At 61.1% G+C, this 17,918-nt stretch carries 24 protein-coding genes and 1 tRNA gene; 11 read left to right on the top strand and 14 right to left on the bottom strand.

From position 1 onward, the window contains the following. The first annotated feature begins 31 nt into the window (after positions 1 to 31). On the top strand, positions 32 to 1,183 hold the full coding sequence (gene rnd, locus AC0L2R_RS00470) for a ribonuclease D (protein ID WP_473507365.1): 1,152 nt from the start codon (positions 32 to 34) through the stop codon (positions 1,181 to 1,183). Between the two features lie 38 nt (positions 1,184 to 1,221). Here rnd and AC0L2R_RS00465 read toward each other — a convergent pair whose 3' ends face one another. Both AC0L2R_RS00465 and guaB read right to left on the bottom strand, forming a co-directional pair. Then, positions 1,222 to 1,761 carry a hypothetical protein gene (locus AC0L2R_RS00465; protein ID WP_031254642.1) on the bottom strand — a complete coding sequence of 180 codons (540 nt, stop codon included), beginning with the start codon at positions 1,759 to 1,761 and terminating at the stop codon, positions 1,222 to 1,224. Between the two features lie 25 nt (positions 1,762 to 1,786). Next, complete coding sequence (gene guaB, locus AC0L2R_RS00460; protein ID WP_473507364.1) at positions 1,787 to 3,289, bottom strand: IMP dehydrogenase; 1,503 nt, start codon at positions 3,287 to 3,289, stop codon at positions 1,787 to 1,789. Between the two features lie 633 nt (positions 3,290 to 3,922). On the opposite strand from guaB, the gene AC0L2R_RS00455 reads away from it, so the two are divergent. Next, the gene (locus tag AC0L2R_RS00455; protein WP_473507363.1) at positions 3,923 to 5,344 is read left to right on the top strand and encodes an MFS transporter; all 1,422 of its coding nucleotides are present in this window, start codon (positions 3,923 to 3,925) and stop codon (positions 5,342 to 5,344) included. A gap of 71 nt (positions 5,345 to 5,415) precedes the next feature. On the opposite strand, the gene AC0L2R_RS00450 is transcribed toward AC0L2R_RS00455, so the two are convergent. Continuing rightward, positions 5,416 to 6,126 (bottom strand): RlmE family RNA methyltransferase, encoded by a 711-nt coding sequence (locus AC0L2R_RS00450; protein WP_473507362.1) that lies wholly within the window; start codon positions 6,124 to 6,126, stop codon positions 5,416 to 5,418. 285 nt (positions 6,127 to 6,411) lie between these two features. Continuing rightward, positions 6,412 to 7,785, bottom strand: a complete 1,374-nt coding sequence (locus tag AC0L2R_RS00445) for a Ppx/GppA phosphatase family protein (protein ID WP_473507361.1) — start codon at positions 7,783 to 7,785, stop codon at positions 6,412 to 6,414. A gap of 348 nt (positions 7,786 to 8,133) precedes the next feature. Between AC0L2R_RS00445 and AC0L2R_RS00440 the strand changes: the two genes are divergently transcribed. From AC0L2R_RS00440 to AC0L2R_RS00425, 4 genes are all read left to right on the top strand, one after another. Further along, on the top strand, positions 8,134 to 9,066 hold the full coding sequence (locus tag AC0L2R_RS00440) for a lysylphosphatidylglycerol synthase domain-containing protein (RefSeq protein ID WP_473507360.1): 933 nt from the start codon (positions 8,134 to 8,136) through the stop codon (positions 9,064 to 9,066). A gap of 139 nt (positions 9,067 to 9,205) precedes the next feature. After that, positions 9,206 to 9,279 (top strand) — tRNA-Gln (locus AC0L2R_RS00435). Positions 9,280 to 9,561: 282 nt separating this feature from the next. Then, the gene (locus AC0L2R_RS00430) at positions 9,562 to 10,071 is read left to right on the top strand and encodes a hypothetical protein (RefSeq protein WP_473507359.1); all 510 of its coding nucleotides are present in this window, start codon (positions 9,562 to 9,564) and stop codon (positions 10,069 to 10,071) included. Between the two features lie 90 nt (positions 10,072 to 10,161). Next, on the top strand, positions 10,162 to 10,572 hold the full coding sequence (locus AC0L2R_RS00425; RefSeq protein ID WP_473507358.1) for a hypothetical protein: 411 nt from the start codon (positions 10,162 to 10,164) through the stop codon (positions 10,570 to 10,572). A gap of 15 nt (positions 10,573 to 10,587) precedes the next feature. Here the strand turns inward: AC0L2R_RS00425 and AC0L2R_RS00420 are convergent, their stop codons facing one another. Further along, the gene (locus AC0L2R_RS00420) at positions 10,588 to 10,986 is read right to left on the bottom strand and encodes a hypothetical protein (protein ID WP_473507357.1); all 399 of its coding nucleotides are present in this window, start codon (positions 10,984 to 10,986) and stop codon (positions 10,588 to 10,590) included. 203 nt (positions 10,987 to 11,189) lie between these two features. Next, complete coding sequence (locus AC0L2R_RS00415) at positions 11,190 to 11,441, bottom strand: hypothetical protein (protein WP_473507356.1); 252 nt, start codon at positions 11,439 to 11,441, stop codon at positions 11,190 to 11,192. Between the two features lie 930 nt (positions 11,442 to 12,371). Here AC0L2R_RS00415 and AC0L2R_RS00410 point away from each other — a divergent pair. Further along, positions 12,372 to 12,830, top strand: a complete 459-nt coding sequence (locus tag AC0L2R_RS00410; protein ID WP_473507355.1) for a hypothetical protein — start codon at positions 12,372 to 12,374, stop codon at positions 12,828 to 12,830. A gap of 47 nt (positions 12,831 to 12,877) precedes the next feature. On the opposite strand, the gene AC0L2R_RS00405 is transcribed toward AC0L2R_RS00410, so the two are convergent. The 4 genes from AC0L2R_RS00405 to AC0L2R_RS00390 form a co-directional block, all read right to left on the bottom strand. Further along, positions 12,878 to 13,072 carry a hypothetical protein gene (locus AC0L2R_RS00405; RefSeq protein WP_473507354.1) on the bottom strand — a complete coding sequence of 65 codons (195 nt, stop codon included), beginning with the start codon at positions 13,070 to 13,072 and terminating at the stop codon, positions 12,878 to 12,880. Positions 13,073 to 13,268: 196 nt separating this feature from the next. Beyond that, entirely contained in the window at positions 13,269 to 13,583 is a 315-nt protein-coding gene (locus AC0L2R_RS00400; protein ID WP_473507353.1) for a hypothetical protein, read from the bottom strand. Positions 13,584 to 13,671: 88 nt separating this feature from the next. Next, positions 13,672 to 13,941: an ATP-dependent DNA ligase gene (locus tag AC0L2R_RS00395; protein WP_473507726.1), complete on the bottom strand. Its 270-nt coding sequence runs from the start codon at positions 13,939 to 13,941 to the stop codon at positions 13,672 to 13,674. Further along, positions 13,893 to 14,099, bottom strand: a complete 207-nt coding sequence (locus tag AC0L2R_RS00390; protein ID WP_473507352.1) for a hypothetical protein — start codon at positions 14,097 to 14,099, stop codon at positions 13,893 to 13,895. Before AC0L2R_RS00390 ends, AC0L2R_RS00395 begins: the two co-directional genes overlap by 49 nt. A gap of 124 nt (positions 14,100 to 14,223) precedes the next feature. Between AC0L2R_RS00390 and AC0L2R_RS00385 the strand changes: the two genes are divergently transcribed. From AC0L2R_RS00385 to AC0L2R_RS00375, 3 genes are all read left to right on the top strand, one after another. After that, positions 14,224 to 14,415 carry a DUF3606 domain-containing protein gene (locus tag AC0L2R_RS00385; RefSeq protein WP_287320759.1) on the top strand — a complete coding sequence of 64 codons (192 nt, stop codon included), beginning with the start codon at positions 14,224 to 14,226 and terminating at the stop codon, positions 14,413 to 14,415. A gap of 1 nt (position 14,416) precedes the next feature. After that, the gene (locus AC0L2R_RS00380) at positions 14,417 to 14,593 is read left to right on the top strand and encodes a hypothetical protein (protein WP_473507351.1); all 177 of its coding nucleotides are present in this window, start codon (positions 14,417 to 14,419) and stop codon (positions 14,591 to 14,593) included. Positions 14,594 to 14,816: 223 nt separating this feature from the next. After that, positions 14,817 to 15,002 (top strand): hypothetical protein, encoded by a 186-nt coding sequence (locus AC0L2R_RS00375; RefSeq protein ID WP_473507350.1) that lies wholly within the window; start codon positions 14,817 to 14,819, stop codon positions 15,000 to 15,002. 497 nt (positions 15,003 to 15,499) lie between these two features. Here the strand turns inward: AC0L2R_RS00375 and AC0L2R_RS00370 are convergent, their stop codons facing one another. The 3 genes from AC0L2R_RS00370 to AC0L2R_RS00360 form a co-directional block, all read right to left on the bottom strand. Then, positions 15,500 to 15,799: a DUF1236 domain-containing protein gene (locus tag AC0L2R_RS00370; RefSeq protein WP_473507349.1), complete on the bottom strand. Its 300-nt coding sequence runs from the start codon at positions 15,797 to 15,799 to the stop codon at positions 15,500 to 15,502. 465 nt (positions 15,800 to 16,264) lie between these two features. Continuing rightward, positions 16,265 to 16,549 (bottom strand): DUF982 domain-containing protein, encoded by a 285-nt coding sequence (locus tag AC0L2R_RS00365; RefSeq protein WP_473507348.1) that lies wholly within the window; start codon positions 16,547 to 16,549, stop codon positions 16,265 to 16,267. Between the two features lie 178 nt (positions 16,550 to 16,727). Further along, the gene (locus tag AC0L2R_RS00360) at positions 16,728 to 17,084 is read right to left on the bottom strand and encodes a hypothetical protein (RefSeq protein WP_473507347.1); all 357 of its coding nucleotides are present in this window, start codon (positions 17,082 to 17,084) and stop codon (positions 16,728 to 16,730) included. A gap of 87 nt (positions 17,085 to 17,171) precedes the next feature. Between AC0L2R_RS00360 and AC0L2R_RS00355 the strand changes: the two genes are divergently transcribed. After that, entirely contained in the window at positions 17,172 to 17,423 is a 252-nt protein-coding gene (locus tag AC0L2R_RS00355; RefSeq protein ID WP_473507346.1) for a hypothetical protein, read from the top strand. Here AC0L2R_RS00355 and AC0L2R_RS00350 read toward each other — a convergent pair. Next, a complete protein-coding gene (locus AC0L2R_RS00350) occupies positions 17,420 to 17,785 on the bottom strand; it encodes a hypothetical protein (RefSeq protein ID WP_473507345.1) in 366 nt (121 codons plus the stop codon). The two genes, AC0L2R_RS00355 and AC0L2R_RS00350, sit on opposite strands and share 4 nt — an antisense overlap. Positions 17,786 to 17,918 lie beyond the last annotated feature (133 nt).

The raw sequence follows: 17,918 nt of genomic DNA, 5'->3' as shown, positions 1-17,918 counted from the left end.
GGAGACCTTACACTTTGCCAAAAGCGATTTGATGCACGTCATCACTACCCAAAAAGAACTCGAGACCGCTCTCGCCGCGTTCGAAAAGTCGGATTTCGTCACCGTCGACACCGAATTCATTCGCGAGACGACCTTTTGGCCGATTCTCTGCCTGATCCAGATGGCAGCACCCGGGGTGACGGCGCTGATCGATCCGCTGTCACCCGATATCGACCTGAAGCCGTTCTTCAGGCTGATGGCCAACGAGGCGGTCGTCAAAGTCTTCCATGCGGCGCGCCAGGACATCGAAATCATCGTTCATCTCGGCGATCTGGTGCCGCATCCGGTGTTCGACACCCAGGTGGCGGCGATGGTTTGCGGCTTCGGCGACAGCGTCTCCTATGACCAGCTCGTCCAGAAGGTCACCGGCGCCCGGCTCGACAAGTCCTCACGTTTCACCGACTGGCGCCACCGGCCGCTTTCCGAAAAACAGCTCGACTACGCGCTTGCCGACGTCACCCATCTGATCGAGGTCTACCAGCACCTCAGCGCCGAGTTGGTGCGGGAAAACCGCGCCCACTGGCTGAACGAGGAGATGGACGTGCTGACCGCCCGCGAAACCTATGATCCGCATCCGGAGGACGCCTGGAAGCGGCTGAAGATGCGGCTGCGCAAGCCGCAGGAGTTGGCGATCGTGCAAGCGGTGGCGGCGTGGCGCGAGCGTGAGGCGCGCGAACGCGACGTGCCGCGCGGCCGGGTGCTCAAGGACGACGCCATCTACGAGGTGGCGCAGCAGGCGCCGCGCGATGCGGCAGCACTCGGCAAGCTGCGCACCACGCCGAAAGGCTGGGAACGCTCGGCGACGGCAACGGCGCTGCTTGGCGCGGTCAACGGCGCGCTTGCCTTGCCCAGGGAAGAGATGCCGAAGCTGCCGAAGAGTTTTCAGCCGCCCGAAGGCTCCAATGCCGCCGCTGAATTGCTGAAAGTGCTGTTGCGGATCGTCGCCGAAAAGGAGGGCGTCGCTTCGAAGGTGCTGGCCTCAAGCGACGACATCGACCGCATCGCCGCCGAGGGCGAGGACGCCGACGTGCCGGCCTTGCAAGGCTGGCGACGCGCAGTGTTCGGCGAGGCGGCGCTCAAACTGGTGCGCGGCGAGCTCGCCATCAAGTTCGACAAGCGCAAGATCGCGCTGTTCGATTTGTAGCATTCGCCAGACTTTCTCCCCTTGTGGGAGAAGGGCAGTCAGCGCTGTTTCTGAGCGGCCAGGTGGAAAACCGCGATGACGATCACCGGTATCGCCAGAAGCGCGAATTTGATGACGATCAGCGCCGAGGCAAAGGACAGCGAGTCCGGATTGGCCGACAGGAAATCGGAGAGCATGCGGGCCACCGCGATGTTCTGCGCATAATCGGCAAGCGTGTAGGGCAGCACCAGGACGAGCGCGAACAGCGACTGGAGCTGGGCGGACAGAGCCCGGAAGTTCTTCAGCCGTCGCCCGGCGGCAAGGATCAGGCTGACCAATGTCAGCGACAGCAGCGCCGGGAACAGCAGGTCGAAGGTCAGGTAGTGCCAGACCAGGATAATCTCGCTGCCGCGACGCCCGAGTGCCGTCAGCCAGGCCATGCCCTCGTCCGGGGTGAACCCTGCAAAGCGCAAATCGAGCGACGGCAGGCCGCCGCTCAGCTGGCGGAAATAGAGGAACTCCATCGCCGTCATGGCGACGAAAACCCCCGCGCAGACAAAACAGAGCGCGGCAGCGTGGCGCGACAGCCGCAGCATCATTGCCGTCAGGCTTCGTGCGAACTGGTTAGGCTCCGCCGGGGTAATTCGGGCTTTCGCGGGTGATCGTGACGTCATGGGCGTGGCTTTCACGAAGTCCGGCGTTGGATATGCGTACAAAGGTGGCGCGGTCGCGGAAATCGGCAAGGTCGCGCCCGCCGACATAACCCATAGCGGCTTTCAGGCCGCCGGCAAGCTGGTGCAGCACGCCGGACACAGGTCCTTTGTAAGGCACCTGCCCTTCGATGCCTTCCGGCACCAGTTTCAGCGTGTCGCGAACCTCGGCCTGGAAATAGCGGTCGGCGGAGCCACGCGCCATGGCGCCGACCGAGCCCATGCCGCGATAGGCTTTGAACGAGCGGCCCTGGTGCAGATAGACTTCGCCCGGGCTCTCGTCGGTGCCGGCCAGCAGCGACCCGATCATGGCGGCACTGGCGCCGGCGGCGAGCGCCTTGGCGAGATCGCCGGAATATTTTATGCCGCCATCGGCGATGACCGAGACGCCCGATTTCTGCGCCGTCTCGACCGCCGACATGATCGCAGAAAGCTGCGGCATGCCGACGCCGGCGACGATGCGGGTGGTGCAGATGGAACCCGGCCCGATGCCGACCTTGACGGCATCGGCGCCGGCATCGATCAACGCCAGCGTGCCTTCTGAAGTGGCGACGTTGCCGGCCAGGATGCGGACCGAATTGGACAGTTTCTTGGCCCGCGTCACCGCATCGAGCACGCGTTGCGAGTGACCATGCGCGGTGTCGATCACCAAAAGGTCGACGCCGGCATCGATGAGCCGCTCGGCGCGCTCAAAACCGTCATCGCCGACGCTGGTGGCGGCCGCCGCGCGCAAGCGCCCCTGCACGTCCTTGGTGGCGTGCGGGTTGAGCTGCGACTTCTCGATGTCCTTGACGGTGATCAATCCGACGCAATTGCCGCCGCTATCGACCACGACCAGCTTTTCGATGCGGTGCTGGTGCAGGAGCCGCTTGGCCTCGTCCTGATCGACATTTTCCTTGACCGTGATCAGGTTCTCACGGGTCATCAACTCGTAGACTTTCTGGCCCGGGTCGGAGGCGAAGCGCACGTCGCGGTTGGTCAGTATGCCGACCAGCCGTCCGACCGTGTGCCCGCCCGCGCCGCCATTCTCGACCACCGGAATGCCCGAGATGCTATAGGTGCGCATCAGCCCCAGGGCGTCGGCGAGCGTCGCATCGGGGCCAATGGTGACGGGGTTCACCACCATGCCGGATTCGAATTTCTTGACTTGCCGCACCTGCTCGGCCTGTTCGGCCGGCGAGAAATTGCGGTGGATGACGCCGATGCCGCCGGCCTGGGCCATGGCGATGGCGAGACGCGCCTCGGTGACGGTATCCATGGCGGCGGACAGGATCGGCACGTTGAGGTCGATGTCGCCGGCAATGCGGGCGCGGATATCGGTTTCGCCGGGCATGACCTCGGAATGACCCGGCTGCAGCAGCACATCGTCAAAGGTCAGCGCCAATGCGCCCGTGGACGTTTCGATAATCTTTGCCATGGCCAGCCCTCGGAATGCATGAAAAGCGCTGGACCGGATGGACAGCGCCGACTCGTCTTCTTCCCTTTCAGGATTGGCGCTGGCTCGTAACACGTCCCGTCGCCTTTGAAAAGCCGATTGCTTGTGCACGACAGCGCTGCAACTCAGCTTAATGCCTTTCGCGGTGACGGATGGCGACCGGCATTCACCGCTGCTCTGCTCTGATTGACTGTTGCCTGGGCAGGCCGGCGGGCAATCGCTTCAGGTTTGCGCCGCCCCTCACCTGCCTGCCGGCATCCTCTCCCCGTATAGTGATGGCGAGAGGGACGCCTTCGCTAAGGATTTCGCCAATCTCCAGCGTCGCAGAAAGAACGCCGAGGTTCCGGACAGCCCCTTCTCCCCGTCACTATACGGGAGAAGTGCCCGGCAGGGCGATGAGGGGCGGTGCCGACGTCGAGAATTGGCTGATTTGCGCCAGCGACCCGCCGCCAAGGCGTTTTTATTTGGGTGCCATTCTTTGCCGGCTTCGAGCATGCCCGCTGCCAGGTCGCACAAATGTGACAGCAAGTTAAGGGGACATCCAACGCAACCCGTGGTAACCGCCCTGCCTGTCGGCTTGCCCCGGTCGGCAACAATCGAATCCGGACGCGCTCCATGAACCGCACCATTCCGCTTATCCTGGCGGTCGCCCTTTTCATGGAAAACATCGATTCGACCGTTATCGCAACGTCGCTGCCGGCGATCGCCGTCGACCTCCAGACCAGCCCGGTAGCGCTCAAGCTGGCGCTGACCGCCTATCTGGTATCGCTGGCGGTGTTCATTCCGATCAGCGGCTGGATGGCCGACCATTTTGGCGCCAAGACCGTGTTTCGCGCCGCGATTGCCGTGTTCATCGTCGGATCGGTCGCTTGCGCGGTGTCGAATTCGCTGCCGGCCTTCGTGGTCTCACGCTTCCTGCAAGGCATTGGCGGCGCCTTGATGACGCCGGTGGGACGGCTGGTGCTGGTGCGCGCCACGCCGAAGAGCGAGCTCGTCGCCGCGATGTCGTGGCTGACCGTTCCGGCATTGGTCGGGCCGCTCGTCGGGCCGCCGGTCGGCGGTTTCATCACCACCTATTTCAGCTGGCACTGGATCTTCCTGATCAACGTGCCGATCGGGCTGATCGGCATCTGGCTGGCCACGCGCTTCCTGCCGGAGACCGAAGCGGCGCCAACGCCGCCGCTCGATTTCATCGGCTTCGTGCTGAGCGGCTTGGCGGCATCGGGCATCGTTTTCGGCCTGTCGGTGGTCAGCCTGCCGGCCTTGCCGCCGATTGCCGGCTTCCTCACCGTGGCTGTCGGGCTGGTTTCTGCCGTGCTTTACCTCCTGCATGCGCGCCGCGCCAAAAATCCGCTGCTGGCGCTCGAACTGTTCCGCAACCAGGTGTTCCGCGCCTCGGTCCTCGGCGGCGGGCTGTTCCGCATCGGCATCGGCGCCGTACCCTTCCTTTTGCCGCTGATGTTCCAGATCGGCTTCGGGCTGACGCCGTTCCAGTCGGGAATGATCACCTTCGTGGCGGCGATCGGCGCCATCGGCATGAAATTCGTCACCGCGCTGATCTTCCGGGTCGCCGGCTTCCGCCGCGTGCTGATCTTCGGCTCGTTGATCGCGGCGGCGTCGATTGCCATCAACGGCCTGCTGACGCCCGAGACGCCGTATCTGCTGATCCTCGCCGCCTTGCTCGCCGGCGGATTCATCCGCTCGATGTTCTTCACCGGCATCAACGCGCTAGCCTATGCCGAGATTTCGACCGCCGACACCAGCAGGGCAACGCCGATCGCCGCAGTGTTCCAGCAACTGTCGATCGCGCTCGGCGTGGCGCTGGCCGGCGGCATTCTGGAAGTGTCGACGACAATCCATGGCGGGGCGCTGACGCTGAGCGACTTCCACATCGCGTTCTTCATTGTCGCGGCGGTGTCGGCCGCTGCATCGCTGTCATTCATGCGGCTGGCGCCCGATGCCGGCAACGCCGTATCGGGACATGGCGGGCTGACGGCGCCGAAGACGCTGGGGGTGTCTGGTCCGCAGGGCGGTTGAGGGCGGGCGGTGCAGAACCTTTTGGTGCTGGCAGGACAGAGGGGGGCGCAAAGGATCGCTACAGAGCGGTTTTACCCTGCCCCGCTTCCGCCTTTAAAATCCTTCGCCAGCAGATAAAGCTCCACCGACTCGTCGCGCGAGGCCGGCGGTTTGACGTGGTGGACCGAGCGGAAATTCTGCTTGAGCCTGGCGAGCAATTCGTTCTCGGCGCCGCCCTGGAAAGTCTTGGCGAGGAAATGGCCGCCCGGCTTCAGCACTGACAGGGCGAAATCGGCGGCCACCTCGCACAGATACATGGTGCGGATGTAATCGGTCCGGCGATGGCCGGTGGTGGGTGCGGCCATGTCGGACAAAACGATGTCCGGCTGGCCGCCAAGCGTTTCAGCGAGCTTTTCCGGCGCCTGCGGGTCGAGAAAATCCATCAACAGCACCGGCGCGCCGGGCACCGCGTCCATCTCCAGATAGTCGATGCCGACGACATGCGGGTGTTCGGCCGTCGATTTCGTGCGCGCGGCGGCGACCTGGCACCAGCCGCCGGGTGCCGCGCCAAGGTCGATGACTTTCATGCCGGGCTTGAGCAGATGGTGCTTGTCGTCGATCTCGATCAGCTTGTAGGCCGCGCGCGAGCGGTAGCCGTCGGCCTTGGAGCGCTGGACATAGGGGTCGTTGATGTGTCGCTGCAGCCAGCGGCGCGACGATTCCTTCAGGCCGCTTTTCTTCTTGATCCGCGTTTTCAGCACGCGAATGCCGGCAGAGCCTGGTTTTTCCGGTTTCCTGGTCATTGCCTGACTTCTTGTTTGAGTTTTCTCGCTCGCCGAGTTGCGGCCGTCTTTCGGCGGCTGCGCGTTTCGTGAACGGCTTCCCCCACTCCGTCGCTGCTTCGCAGCGCCACCTCTCCCCCCTCCGGAGGGAGAGGAAGAGCGCCAGCCTGCATAAGCTTGCGCCCTTCCTCTACCCCGTCGATCGGGGGAGAGGTGTCGAGCGAAGCTCGACGGAGTGGAGGTCGACTGTTCACCAAAGCAATGCTTCCGCTTGGGTCCGCGAAAACCGGCTGCCACTTTTCGGGATCATGCTCTGCCCCGCCCATTGTTGCGCCAGACACCGTCGTCGGCCATCAATTCGCTCAATATGCCCTCGCGCAGGCCGCGGTCGGCGACGCGCAGCCGCTCCGACGGCCACACCGCGCGGATCGCTTCCAGGATGGCGCAGCCGGCCAGCACCAGATCGGCGCGATCGGCGCCGATGCAGGGATTGGCGACGCGCTGCTGAAAATCCCAGCCGACCAGTTTTTCGACCATGCGGTCGACGCTGTCGCGGTCCATCCACAGCCCGTCGACGCGGCGGCGGTCGTAGCGGTCCAGGTCGAGGTGGACGCCGGCCAGCGTCGTCACCGTGCCCGAGGTGCCGAGCAAGTGGAATTTCGGGCTGGCGAGCACATGGCTCAGCCGGTCGCGCCCGTCGAAGGCGTGCAGGCGCACAGCCACATCCTCGACCATGGCGGCAAAGATCTCACGGGTGACGGCGCGGCCGCCGAAGCGCTCGGCCAGCGAGACGACGCCGACCGGCAGCGACGTCCAGGAGACGATGTGGTTGGCGAGCCTCGGCGAGCGGTGGCCGGTGAGATCGATCAGCGCGATTTCCGAGGAGCCGCCGCCGATGTCGAACAGGACGACGCCTTGCGTGTCGCGGTCGACCAGCGAGCCGCAGCCCGACACCGCCAGCCGCGCCTCGGTCTGGCGGTCGATGATCTCAAGTTTCAACCCCGCCTCGCGCTCGACGCGGTCGAGGAACTCGGCGCCGTTGGCGGCCGTGCGGCAGGCTTCGGTGGCGATCAGCCGGGCCTTCCTGATCTTGCGGTTGCGCAATTTGTCACCGCAGATTTTTAGCGCCTCGACCGCACGGTCCATCGCCGGCTGCCCGAGCCGGCCATTGGCGGTGAGGCCCTCACCCAGCCTGACGATGCGCGAGAAAGCGTCAATGACGCGGAACTGGCCGTGGCGCGTCGGCACCGCCACCAGCAGCCGGCAATTGTTGGTGCCGAGATCGAGTGCCGCGAACACCGGCAGTTCCTGCAGCGGCGGGCGGCGAGCAGCCGGCTCCGGCCTGCCTGGCGCAACCGAAGGCAAGGACGCGACGATCACCGCGGGCGGGCGGCTGGCTGGAGCGCTGACAGCAGCCGCCGCCACTCCGGCCGCAGCGAGGCGAGCGTCGTCGCGCGCGAAAACCTTGCGGCCGCGCCGGCGTTTGCGCCGCTTCCTGGTCTTGGCCTTCTGGCCATTCTGATGCTGGGACGCGTCGCCTGCCTGCCCGTGACCGGACCAAGGCTGCACCGGGCGGCCATTGTGCCGGCCGGCGGATGGGCTTGCCTGGCCCGAAGGCGGCGGCGAAGCCCTGGACACGCCCACTTCCGGCGCGCCGGCGCCGGTGTCGTGGTCTTCCACTTCAGTTCCTTCCGGCGCCGCGCGAACCGGAGACCGGACGCAGCAGGCGCTTTCATGTGTTCCAAGTTGCCACCAGACTAGCAGCGCCGGGCCGGATCACCAAGAGCGCAGGGGTCGAATTTGTCGGCGGCATTGTCTCGCCGCTCCGCTCGGCCCGATGATGGCGGGACAGAGGGGGGCGCGAAGGATCGCCAGCCTTTCCTTCTCCCGCAGCAGCGCCTTGCCGGTTGAATAGCCGGCTTCGATAAGGCATTTCTGAAATGGCGGGTATGAAACATTCGAAATCGCGGGCAGTTTTCCTGACGCGAACCGAAAGGGCAACGGGCTGCAACGCATGATCGTCACGCCATGAACTGGAGGCGTTATTTCTGGCCGGTCGTCGGCGTTGCGGCGGTCGTCTTCTCGCTATGGCTGCTGCTGCACGAGCTGCGCGGCATCTCGCTCGACGACGTCTGGGACGGCATCGTCGCCATCCCTGCCCGCGGCTGGGTGCTCGCCGCGTTGAGCTCGGTCATCGCCTATGCGTCGCTGGCCGGCTACGATCACATCGCGCTCCTGCATATCGGCAAGAAAGTGTCGCGGCTGTTCGTCACCCTGTGCTCCTTCACCACCTACGCGCTGTCGCACAATATCGGCGGCTCGGTATTTTCAGGCGCGGTGATCCGCTACCGCGCTTACGGAACCAGGGGGCTGACCGGACAGGACGTCGGCATTCTGGTGGCGATCTGCTGGATTACTTTCGTGCTGTCGACGATCCTCGTCTCCGGCCTCGTGCTGGTCTTCGAGCCCAAAATCATCGACCGGTTCTCCGGCATACCGCACCATGGCCTGACCATGGCCACGGGCGTCGCAATGCTGCTCGTGGTGGCGGCCTATGTCTTCGGCAGCTGGCTGCATCTCAGGCCGCTGAAGATCGGCAGTTTTCAGGTCCATTATCCGGCGCTACCGATTGTCGCGCGGCAATTGCTGATCGGCCCGATCGAACTTTTGGCGGCGGCGGCGATCATTTTCTTCGCCCTGCCTGAGGCTGGCAATCCCGGATATTTCGTCGTGCTCGGCGTCTTCCTGGTGTCGTTCTCGGTCGCCCAGATCTCGCATGCGCCGGGCGGGCTCGGCGTGTTCGAGGTCGTCTTCCTGGCCGGCCTGTCGCATATGGACCCGGTCGGTGTGCTGGCAGCACTGCTGGTGTTCCGGCTGTTCTACCTGATCATCCCGCTGGTGATGGCGCTCGGCGTCGTGCTGTATTTCGAGCACTCGCAGCTCGGGCGAAGGGAGAAGTGAGGGGCGGCTTTGAACCACACCCTTATGAAACGTGGTGATTGAAGGGCTGCGCAGGCTTGACTATTTTCCGACGGCGGCTACAAGGCACGCGCGGCGCCATCGTCGCCCTGCCCGCGCGGTTTTCTTCAATCACGCCTGCTGGGGAATAGGTTAACGGTAGACCCACGGACTCTGACTCCGTTAGTCCTGGTTCGAATCCAGGTTCCCCAGCCAACGATTTCCGCAACCAGTTATGCGGAACGATCGCGACCGGAACGTGTTGCATGGGTTTTCCTGCCCTGTAGCGCGCAAACCCTTGCATTCCGGGCATGTCCCGCCCCGTCCCTTTCTGTCCATGCAACACGATTGCAACACGGATCAGCCAATTTGTTCCCGCCATGTTCTTTATAGAGCGCGCCGCATCACCGGTGCCAATTGCGGTGCCAATTCTTTTCCTGCGACTGTCGGCAGGTCCGTGCGACAATTCCCGCCGGGGAATCAACGCGGGGTTCATACATGACAGAAACTGAGCACTCTAAAACGCCGATGATGGGCAGGGATAGCGCGGCTGCATTAGTTTACCACGATCTCAAAACGTCTCAGCGCGCGACTTCCCAAGTTGCCGCCGAGTGGGGTCGTTGGCTGATCGCGTCGCTGGTGCTGGTTCATTCTGGCGCGCTGTTCGGCATGTTTTCGTTGCTGAACAGTGCCGCCACACAGCCTACTACGCTGCAAGCATTTAAAGCCCCGGTCTGGTGCTTCGTCGTCGGGCTTTTGTTAGCGCTCGCGTCGGGTTTCTTCGCTTGGATCAACTGGTCCATGCACTCGTTCAATTACGCTTCGCAGGCTCGCTACGACATGCTCTGGGACCCCGAGAAATGGATCGGCGACCGGCGCTATGTCCGAGGCTTGGACATCACACATTGGGGCAGCATCGGTTCCGGGTTGCTTTCTGCCTTATGCATTGCCTTAGGTGCTGCTTTGATCCTGCACGGGGACTATCTGGCTGCCATCTTCGGGATTTAGAACGAAAAGCCGGCCACCGTTGAGGCGGCGCCGTACCGTCAAGTGAACCGGCGCCACTCGTGCCCTCTCTCATTCGAAACACCGGAAAAAATGGATATCATCGGAACCATTGTCTTTGTCGGAGTTGCCCTATGGCTATTTATGACACTCCGACGTGAGGGTGACCTCACGCTTCCCCTTATGGGGTACGAGGCGCTAACCGATGAGATCCTAACCGCAGTCAAAACAAACATGTACGAAATCGCCTACGGCGAAGAGAAAATCGGGCAGCGACCGGGCGTCCACGTGAGGTGGGACTTTACATCGCTACTCGCCGCCAGGCTCGATGCACACGAGTTTCCAAAATCCAAAATCCACGATCTTAAGAAAAAGATCCTCGGCTTCATTCGGATGGATCCGGCGTTCAGGCAAACAGAGGTCGCATATGACGTCGAACGGTCGTTTAAGTTCGTTGCCGAATATTATGATGAAAAAAACAAAAGTTGGCAGAAGGTCGATTAGCCTAGTGAAGAGTTGCTAAAGCCCGCCACCGTGAGTCAGCGAGCTCTGGCCCTTATTTGGGCGTGTTAGATCCAGCGGTCCCGGCGTTGGTCGCCGGCCACAAGAACAAGGCCCAAGCAAGCCTACAGCCGCGCCCAGCATGAAGGCGGACGATACCGTGCCAGGATTTTCTTGAACGACACCGGAAGCAGTAGACGCCCTTTTGCGAAGTGCTTGCGTTGTCCGAGACACGCTATCGGCCGCGCCCTCATACCAACGAGTGGCTTCCTCGACCACCTCTTCAGCGCGCTCCGCGAGCGTCCGATTGATCTCGTTGATCTCGCGCTTCAGCTGCGCAACTTGCTTCTCCAAGGATTCCTGAGCTTCCCGCTGCGTCTCCGTCGGCGTTGCGTCTTCGTTTGGGTCGTCGACCATTGTGATCTCCCTTTTGGGTGGGGCTCAACGGCCGCCGCAGCGTAAAGGTTCCTCAGCAACAAAAGGGCGCGACCGCTGGAGCAGCGAGCCATTGTCGTTTCGACAGTCAGTTTGCTTTCTCGCGCATCGCCCGAAAAATATAGGAGCGGAACTCTGCGCCCAACTCGGGCGAGACGCGGAATGAGCGCCCGGACGACGCCCGATCAGGACGCTTCCTGCACTTCCTCGACTTGTGGCGTCACGGGTGCAGGATTAATGACGTAGGTGTTCGAGGTCAGGTCGCTTGTAGATCGGATGATGATACCGTCGTCTCGTAATCGGGCAAACGTTGCCCTTGCGATACGCATGGGCTTGCCTTTGGCATCTGCGGCTGTGACTTTGTTCGACCAGGTAGCGTGAGTGATGGTATCAACGCGCTTGAGAAAGCGCTTTTCCCTCTCGGTCAACTCGATCACGCCCGTTCCTCCATATCGTTGGCAGCGTTTGGCTGGCCGGTAACGCCGATGATGCGACTCCGTTCCCAGGATCCAAAGGCAGATAGACGAACGGTCGCAGGATACGTCGAGAAACTGATAGTCGAGGATTTGGAAGCCAAGGCTTCCCTGCCGAAACGCGCGGCAGAGTAGCTATGCTCGTCACCGTCAGCCGGGAGGAGTGTAGAGCGGCTCTCGGCATCGATGAACCAAGCACTGGCCATCGCGCGTCGGCACAAACCCTACCGCTGGGATTTCCGAATAGTCGCACGCATTGCTGTACCGGCGGACGTAGAGGGCATAGGTGTTCGGGCCGGTGGTCAGCACCGGCGCCTAAATCCCTAACGCTCCCCCCCAAGTGGCGCCGGCCACTTTCAGCCCCCTCGTTCGAAAGTTGGCTTCCAGTCGCGATTGCGCGCCCGCTGCTGGCCTTCGTAGTGAAGAACACCTGCCGTCGATCACCACCGGCAGCCTTGCAGTTTGAGCAAATAAAGAGCCCGACCAGGTCGTCGTGCATCGGGCCGTGGTCACGGCCGAGCCTGTCAATCAGCGCCTGGATCGAGCTTCGTCGATTTGCAACACATCGGGTGCGCACAATTGACATAGATGGTCTCGCGGGCGGCCAGGGTGTCGGCGAGGGTCTTTTTGGGCATGGCGATCTCCGTTGAGGGCTCGCCCCAGCGGGGAGGAATATAATCCTGAAAACGAGGGCGTCGGCAATAGGGGACGCCCACTCTTTGACATTGGGTTGATATTAGCTCAGGGGCCTCATTTCTTTCGGCCGGACTCTTTGCAACCTTCTCGCTATCGTGTGCGGCAACGGCGCGGCGTCTTGAAGCATCCGCTTCATCGGCTCGTTGCGTTTTTCGTCAGTGTGAGCACGATAATGGAACGTCCAAATCCGTATCGGAGATGATCGAGCGCTACGACAGCGATTTTTACGAGCCGATAGGGCGCTTGATAATGCAGTTTGGATTTCTGGAATTCCATATCGATCATTGGCTGTCCGCGCTTGGCGCCGACCAACCGAAGCTGCGGAAAGCGAACAACTTGAATAACAAAATCACTCTGTATGGTCAGATCATCGACCAACACACCACCGAACCGAATGACCTTGCCGAGCGCGATCGCCTCGTCCAGCAGATGCGCGAACTCAACACGTTTCGCAATCGTGTCGTTCACGGTCCGTGGAGCGTATACCTCGGAGAAAAGAAGGCTTGGCAGAAACTCTCAGTCAACCGGCAAAATGCAACACACCAATTTTTTGAGGTGACTGCCGATGTAATTCGGGCGGCTGCTAGCGACCTCGCGAAAATCCAGGTAGAGGCGTCTCACTTTGCCTTTGACTTTTTAGTACCGAAAAAGGCATAGCAACGAGCGTGGCAGGCGACGAAAGACTAACGGCTGGGTAGCTCTGGCTACTTGCGCACGATCCAATCCAGCAAATCAGGATCGACGTCATCGCTCCCGGTAAAGTCGCTGATCAAAAGCGCGGCAACCGACCGCCATTTGTCTTCAGGGATCTTCTCTTCGATCACGGTTTCTATGAAGGCGCTGCGCAGGATATCGCAGTCAAAAACCGATACCTGGGCGCCTGCCTGGGCTTTCGCCATCTCAGCCCTCCTGCCTCTAGGGCGGAAGCACTGACAGCTCCCAAGCGTCCGCAATGCCTCTATTCGGGACGGACGACTTAGGGATTGTACGCTTTATTGCGAATTTCGCGAGGCCGGCCTCGCTCAATGTGGCGCGGCCTTCAATCCTCATCCCAGAAATCCTGCAGCGAGGCGTGCCGAAGGTCTTCCTCGCCCCTTAATGCTTCACGCGGGCCTTGATACCCGGCTTTACCCACTGCGTTGCCGGCCGCTTTGGCATGTCCTTGGGCGGTGGCCCGGCATGTTCCTGAACCCTTTTCCAAAGCCGCTCCCGCATCTGGCGATTGACGCTGACGAAAGCACTGCCGACATATTTGCGCGTCACCGGGTCAGCCATCAGAGCAAACGCCGGCTTGCCCCTCTCGCGTTCAACTCCGAGAGTCTCAAACTCGCTTTCGGTGAAGGATTTTGTCTTCAGCCAATTGGTTGTCGGCCCGCTGCGATATTTGCTGTCTCGACGCTTCGATACCATTCCCTCCAGGCCGGCAGCGTCGATTAGATGATAGATCGCATTAGCCTCGCCGGCATTGTCTCACTGAACTGGATGCGGCTATCAGACCCTATAAGGCCGGCAGGATTTCCCGCCTGTCCTCCAGCACCATGTCGCGCAAGTCATGGCCGTTGAGATGCAGGAGATCGAACGCGACGAAATAGAGGTCGTGCTGGCGCCTAGTGATTGCCTTGCGCAGCGCGGCAAAATCCGAAAGGCCAGCCTCATTTAAGACGACGACCTCGCCGTCGATGATGGCATTCTCGACGTCCAGCGTTCGCGCCGCCGCAGCTAGGTCGCGGTATTTGGATGTCCAGTCGAGGCCGCGGCGGGTGAAAATCCGCGCGCCGCCGGCGTCGATAATAATTGGGAGCGATAGCCGTCGAATTTGGCTTCATACATCCAGTCATCGCCTTGGGGCGGCTTGGCAACCAAGGTAGGCATCATCGGCGGAATGAACTCAAGCCGGCCGGCGCCGGTACTTACAATTTTACGCACTTATTCGATTCTAGGCGGACGGCTTATATTAGCCAGAGTGAACGGAACGTGATTCCGCAGGGCTGCAGCAACAAAGTCCCGTGTCCGGCGTTGCCCATCGACCGAAGCTTATCAGGAGAACGACATGGCCGACGACAAGAGCAAGCGTGACTTCCGCGACCGCGACCGTGTGTCCGCCGGTGACGACTACGAGATCGAATATTTTGCCCAGCAGAACGGCGTTTCGGCAGACCAGGTCCGCCAGCTTATCAAAAGCAAGGGCAACGACCGGGCCACTCTGGCGGAAGCCGCGAGAGCATTGCGGGAGCGGAAATGAGATGTCGGACCAAAAACAAGGCACGGGATATCGAGGCAAGGACCACGACCAGCCAATCAAGCCCGAGGTGGAGCGTTTCGAGCATTGTCCAGTGTGCGGACAGGACTTCGACAAGCGCGATCTTGGCCAGGTGCTTCATTCGTGCCGAGCCAGGAACATCCACCTCTATCGTTTGTGAATTGAAAGCCCGCGCCCATGAGGAAAGGACGCAGGCCGATCGGTGCATCGCCGATCTGCAGCCCATCGTTGGGAGGAACAAGATTGCTGCACTTCCCGAACTTTCATCTCAAGCATGTGTTCCAGAGAAAGCGAAAATGCCTGGAAAGTTTCGATCCATTGATCGCAACAAAACCCTTCCGCCTGGCGTTCCGGTTTCAATCTAAGGGCTGAAAAGGTTCACTATGGGCGAGGAAGAAAAGTCCGACCGCGACCGAATGATGGATTTCCAGGCGCAGTTCCTCGCCAAGGAAGCCGGAATAACTGAAGCTCAAGCGCGCGAGCTGATCGAGTTGATTGGCACCGATCGGGCATCACTACTTCGTGAAGCTCGGCTACTGAAAAGCCGGCTGAAGCCGCCGGACGCTTAGGAGCATCCACTGTGCTATCCATATTGGGACAATTTTGAAATGGAAGCCGCTCGATTGAATGAGAGTCGCGCGCGCGCAGATATCGATAATCTTCGCCAGACGATAAACGATACCCGCCGCCTGATACTGGAATCCCGTAAGCTGTTGGATCGCATTGCCGCAGACGCCTACTCTGAGCAAGTAATCAACCGCTCAAAATCCCGCACCATATTCCACGCTCGACCTTTGCACATCGGCCGTCGAAATTGAACCCGGCGTGGCCTTGCGGAGAGGATCGCGTCTGATCGGAGGGCCCGTGCAGCATCCGACGTGCGCTCCTGTCTGTCGTGCTTTTCTTTATCACTTAACCCTTGCCTTTCCTGCATTATCCTCGACCTGACCGGACGGCGGTTTTGTTGCCGACCAGAACCATTGTCGCCAGTTCGTGTGCCCCCAGACACAACAAAAAAGCTCGCCGCACCTTTCGGCACGGCGGGCTGTCCTCCCAGTCGCTTACGTCATTCGATGATTTTGATGATCTTGCGCGTGCCCGGATCAACGACAACGGTCCGGTTGTCGACGACAACGGTGCGGTATTTGGTGTCGGGGACTTCATGGAGCTCGACCGTCTCGGGTAGGGTTGAGCCGATATTGAGCTCCACTCCAGGGAGGTTCACCGATGCGAGCGGCTGCTTTTTCACGTATTCCCTGATGACCGTCTCCTGTTCAGGCTCGATGATGACGTCCTGAGCGGCAGCGACGCCGATACTTGCCAGCAGCAGAAGTCCCGCGGCTGCAGTGGAAAGATGCATTCTCATAGCTGTCCCCTTCGTGAGGGCTGATGCGCTGAACGGGATCGCCTTAGCGCCAGCCACCAAACCGCAGGCAGCTGCATTTGTTCCCCTTGAGGGACTTCGGTCTGATGCGCGACAGGACTAGTCTCGCTTGTTTTGGCGCAATAAGCCGGACATAGCGCCACCCCGGAACCCGCCGCTGCGCATAGTCGTTGCTCCCTGCAAGTTCAAGGGAAGGAGCCCATGGAAAATAGTGTCCACCAAGCTCGCTGGTTACTCGCTCCGGTCTTCGCAGTTTCGATCACATTCCTGGCGATTGGAATAATCGTTAGTTGGGGATCGTTCTAGGAACGACCGGACTTGACGATTGGACGGAGCGACGAATCTGCGCAGCTAAGTCCCTTCCTGCGCTGATAAAGGACCATCCGCCATTCCTCGATTTGGCGGGTGGTCCGCAATCCGGCTGACCAAGTCCGCCCAGGCATCACCTCACAGCAGGTCTTCAGCGACCCCGTCGAATTTCCTGAGGCCTACGCTTAGAGGCTTTCGCTTTAGAAGCCCCTGTTCACTTGCGGCCACCTTGAAGGCATCGAACGCGGCTTGTTGGGTGCAGTGTCCGGCCAAGCATTCCTCGATCATTCGAATGGCTTCAAGTCGGGATGGCTTGTCCATGAATGGCCATGGTTGTTGAAGCGCCGTCTCAGCATCAGGGATCGACGCAACCAGCATCGATCTGTCATTCAGGTAAATTGTAATCGGAATAAACGCCGGCATCTGTGTCGCTCTCCAGAATTGAAGTGGCTAAACGCGAAGACATGGCGGTGGTTGCATGAATGTTCGTCGGGGCAGTGGTGCTCTGATTTAGCCGGCCTAGGCCGCATTGCTCAGCGCCAGAGCTGGACGTCCGAAGAGCCTTGATCGTTTCGGTTCCCTGAACGGAGAACCCCGCGCCTCACGGAGGGGGGCGCCGGCTGATCGGAGCATCGCCCGACCGGATCAGCAAGTTGGTGACAAGTTGCGCCGAGTGCTCGCGCAACCAGGTCTCAACCGTATTGCGCGCATCCCAACGAAAAACGACGTGAAAGCCGCTCGGATCGCGCAGCGCCGGCATCTGTTCGACCGTGGCGATACCGCCGCCGTTGTAGGCCTGCCGGATGGCTTCTTCCAGCGGCCGAAACGCGGCCTCGTCGAGGTTCATGGCTGCAATGGCGCCGTCGACGTCGCCGCGCTCCAAGCGCTCCACCACACGGCGCAGAACGACGTTGGAGCGGATGTCGTGGATCGCCTCGATAAACGCGGTCCGCAGCATCGGCTCGTAGGTCGAGACAAGCTGTTCGAAACGATCACGGGAGATAGGCGTTTGAGCATTCGTTCCGGACCTTAAAAGGAGACTGGTATGGATGTCTTGGCCCATCATTCCACGGAGCTTGTGGTGCTTCGCATCGCACTCATGGCAATTGCATCAATGGTTGCTGAGCAATCGGATGACCCAGATCGGGCATTGGCTGACATGGAAGAGCGGGCACTGTCCACGTTCGATCATATGGAGATCGATTTTTCCGGTTTCGAAGGGGACATCGCTGTTGCCAAGTCTCACATGCGGTCGTCGCTGGCGTCGCTCTTTTCTGGGATGTCGCTCGGCGGCTAACCCGCCACGAAAGCGATATACGCGACCGACGTCCCGGCCGGCGGGATCGGCCGTAGGTCCTTCATGACCAACTCGACGCCGTCGATGACGAGTGTGTCGGTCATGGCGGGGACGATCGAGGGTACTGCGAAAGTGATCTGGTTGTCGGTCGCCACAGTGAGGGTGCCGTCGACGTATTTCTGAGACACGCGGCGCATCACCGCATCGAGTGGATAGACCGTCGTCACTGGCTCGCCCGGTATCCATGGCGTCGACGGATTTGGCGGCGCTGTGACCGTGCGGGTTAACATGACAACGCCCTGCTTGAACTCGCCGAGCATCTCGCTCGCGAACTGATGCATCTCGTCATAAAAACCGACCATCACACGACCAGAATATCGAGCAGGCCATACATCGCGCCGACCAGCGGCGCTAACAGCCCGTCTATGATGGTCGAGACGGGCGCATCCGGGGCAAAAATGTTGCCGCTGTCGCCGGGGTCAAAGAACTCCCGCT

It is taken from the genome of Mesorhizobium sp. WSM4820 (genome assembly GCF_055811075.1).
Note: the sequence above shows the minus strand (reverse complement) of the source record. Positions and strands in the feature narration are given on the sequence as shown.